At 48.7% G+C, this 3,545-nt stretch carries 3 protein-coding genes; all 3 read right to left on the reverse strand.

Going from position 1 to position 3,545, the window contains the following annotated elements:
• Positions 1-225: 225 nt before the first annotated feature.
• A complete protein-coding gene (gene hslV / locus ACOJTG_RS15035) occupies positions 226-771 on the reverse strand; it encodes an ATP-dependent protease subunit HslV (RefSeq protein WP_094811199.1) in 546 nt (181 codons plus the stop codon).
• Positions 772-952: 181 nt separating this feature from the next.
• Positions 953-2,620, reverse strand: coding sequence for a pyruvate dehydrogenase complex dihydrolipoamide acetyltransferase (locus ACOJTG_RS15040; protein ID WP_420154575.1), 1,668 nt, complete (start codon positions 2,618-2,620; stop codon positions 953-955).
• Between the two features lie 259 nt (positions 2,621-2,879).
• Positions 2,880-3,545 (reverse strand): fatty acid desaturase family protein (locus ACOJTG_RS15045; RefSeq protein ID WP_420154576.1); only part of this gene is annotated, 666 nt, incomplete at its 5' end.

Consider the following 3,545-nt stretch of genomic DNA (forward strand, 5'->3'; position numbering starts at 1 on the left):
TCCCGTAGATTCTTGCGTCGTACGCCTGCTCTTTGTCACAGCCCATCAGGAGTGTAAGCGATGCTAGTATTCCAATCTTTTTCATGGTCATTCATTTGGTACAAGACCCCCTTCATGAAAAGATCGTTGGAATGTTTTCGGATTGATTGGTAATTTTCAGGGCACCTAAACGAAAAATGCCAGCTTCCGCTGGCATTTTCAAACCTATATACTGCACAGGTGCGTTTATCCTACTTTTTCCACCACCAGATTATGGTTCGTGTAAATACAGATATCAGCGGCAATGTGCAAACTTTCGCGTACCATTTCTTCAGCCGATAAATTGGTCGCGTGTTTTTTCAATGCAATGGCAGCTGCCTGAGCAAAATTGGAACCGGAACCAATGGCGGCAATACCGTTTTCGGGTTCCAGTACATCACCCGTACCGGAAATGATGAGAATCTCTTCGGAATTGGCAACGATCAGCATGGCTTCCAGCTTTCGGAGGTAGCGATCCGTACGCCAGTCTTTCGCCAGTTCAATGGCCGCCCGCTTCATGTTCTGACCGTAGGCGTTGAGTTTTTCCTCGAAACGTTCGATCAAGGTAAAGGCATCGGCTGTACTACCGGCAAAGCCAGCAACAATCTTTCCGCCCGACAATTTCCGGATTTTCCGAACGTTGGCTTTAGCTACCGTATTTCCCATGGTGGCCTGTCCGTCGGCACCTACTACCACTTCGCCATTATGTACGACGCCCAGTACGGTTGTCGAGTGAATTTCTGCTTCTTTCATTGTTCATTCATGGTTAAAAAAGCGGCCCCGAATCCAAATCCGGGGCCGCTTTATAGTTGTAAGTGGATAGTTGGTAGTTGTTGGTTATCACTGCTACTATCCACGAACCGTATCAAAAGTGATTTCTGGTTAACTACAGTCAGTGTTACTAACAACAATCAACCAGAAACTATCAACTATCCTATACCAGCATCCGCATCGGATCTTCGAGGAGTTGCTTGAACGTTTGCAGGAAGGCTGCTCCCGTTGCTCCGTCAACCGATCGGTGATCGCAGGCCAGCGTTACTTTCATGATATTCGTGGCGTAGAACTCACCAGCATCATTCACGGCTACGGTTTTCTTGATTCCGCCTACGGCCAGAATACAGGAATCCGGAGAGTTGATGATCGGATTGAATTCTTCAACGCCAAACATACCCAGGTTCGAGATACTGAAGGTAGAGCCTTCCATATCTTTCGGCTGAAGCTTTTTGTTCTTGGCTTTTCCAGCGTAGTCTTTCACTTCGGTAGAAATCGTCGAAAGCGTTTTCTGATCCGAGTTGCGGATTACGGGTACCACCAGACCATCTTCCACTGCTACCGCTACACCGATGTTGATGTATTTGTACCGACGGATTTTGTCGCCCAGCCAGGAAGCATTTACGGCGGGGTGCTCACGCAGAGCCAGAGCCGCAGCTTTAATAGTAAAGTCATTGAATGAAATTTTCGCGGGCGATATTTCATTCAACTGCGAACGTAGCTTGATGGCTTTGTCCATCGTAATTTCCATCGTCAGATAGAAGTGCGGAGCCGTATAGAGCGACTCAGACAGACGACGGGCAATGGTTTTACGCATCGACGATACGGGCAGGTCTTCGTACTCGCCCGCAGGCTCAGGAACCGCTACGGGTTTCTGTGGCTGAGCGGCCGGTTGGGCCGGTGCCGCCGGAGCTGCTGCAGCTGGAGCCGAAGCTTCTTTCGCCGCTGGCGTAAAGGTATCGAGGTCTTTCTTCACGATGCGTCCGTTTTCACCGGAGCCCGTCACGTCAGAAAGGTTGATGCCTTTGTCTTTGGCAATGGATTTAGCTAACGGAGAGGCTTTGATACGGCCTTCGGCATCGCTGGATTGCGTTGCATCAGCCGCCTGTTCTTTCGAATCCTCAGCCGGAGCTTCGGCTTTGGTTTCTTCAGCTGCGGGAGCCGTTCCATTTTCAGCGTCGAGAATAGCCTGATAGTTGGCTCCTTCTTCGCCTACAATCGCAATGATCTGGTTGACTTTCGCCGCCTGACCAGCTTCCACGCCTACGTACAACAGCGTACCGTCTTCGTAGTTTTCCAGTTCCATCGTGGCTTTGTCGGTTTCGACTTCAGCCAGGATGTCGCCATTTTTAATTTTATCTCCTACGTTTTTGACCCAGTTGGCAATGACGCCTTCGGTCATCGTATCACTCAGTAAGGGCATACGGACCGCCGTCGCTTTGATGCTCGACAGATCCACTGCTTTACTTTCTGATTTTTCAGGAGCTACCGGAGCGGCGGGAGCCGGTTCAGCGGCCGGAGCTTCGGTTTTTTCCTCAGCCGGTGCGGAGCCATTGGCAGAGCCGCCATCGAGCAGAGACTGATAATCTTCTCCGGGTTTGCCTACCACAGCCAGTACTCCATTCACTTCTACAGCTTGCCCTTTGTCGGCAGCTACGTATAAAAGAGTACCATCTGCGTAGTTTTCCAGTTCCATCGTGGCTTTATCGGTTTCAACTTCGGCCAGGATATCTCCGGATTTAACGGTATCGCCCACTTTTTTGAGCCACTCAGCGATGACCCCTTCAGTCATCGTGTCACTCAAAAGGGGCATACGAATTACTTCTGCCATGTGTAAACTAACGGAAAGGGTTTAGGAACAGAATTGCGGGTCAAAAATACGTCTGATTCTCAGAATTCGGCACGTGGATCCGTTAAGTTTTCCAACATACTTGATTCTCAGGACGTTCCCCGCAACAAAATTATCTACGAGCTTAAAGCGATCTTTTGATTCAGCGTTTTGGGCTTCTTCAGCGAACTACCAGCGGCTATGAATGCCCAAAGAAAGCAAAAAAAGAGAGAAGTCAGGGGCTGATTTCTCTCTTTTTTCGTTAGGCCTGAACGGGAATCATCTTCATCCGCTGTACGGCGTAATCCTCCTTGCCGTATTTCCGCAGCACTCGGTAGTGCGATTGCAAAGCGGTCCAGAAGGTTTTGTTTTCAATATACTGAATACCATGGTCCGCGGCCGTCTCTTTCACAATCTTGGAAATTTCAGGATAGTGTATGTGGCAGATTTTAGGGAACAAATGGTGTTCAATCTGGAAGTTCAAGCCTCCGCAGAGGAAATACGCCAGCGTACTATTGCAGGAAAAGTTAGCCGTCGTCTGCATCTGGTGTACAGCCCAGGATTCTTCAATATTACCATCGCCATTAGGTTCAGGGAATTCGGTATGCTCAACGATGTGAGCCAACTGAAACACTAGACCCAGTACCAATCCTTCGAAGAAGTGCATGACCAGAAAACCAATGATGAATTGCCACCAGGTAATGGAGAGAACGCACAAGGGCAGTACAATGAACAGCGTATAATAAAACGCCTTAAAGAAGAATAAATTGAAATACTCCTTCTTGGGATGACTCCGGTTGGGCGTCTTACCAATATTTTGTTTGAAGAACTTGATGTAGTCTTTGCGTAATACCCAGCTTAGTGAGGCCAATCCGTACAGGAGGAAGGCATAGATGTGCTGATATTTATGAACGGCATTGACCGGCTC

The sequence above is a fragment of the Siphonobacter sp. genome, from assembly GCF_048595215.1.
Taxonomy (GTDB): Bacteria; Bacteroidota; Bacteroidia; order Cytophagales; family Spirosomataceae; genus Siphonobacter.

Bases quoted from the DNA above. Each gene is read 5' to 3' on its own strand.
- ACOJTG_RS15040 (WP_420154575.1), bottom strand. From the start codon at position 2,620: ATGGCAGAAGTAATTCGTATGCCCCTTTTGAGTGACACGATGACTGAA.
- hslV (WP_094811199.1), bottom strand. From the start codon at position 771: ATGAAAGAAGCAGAAATTCACTCGACAACCGTACTGGGCGTCGTACAT.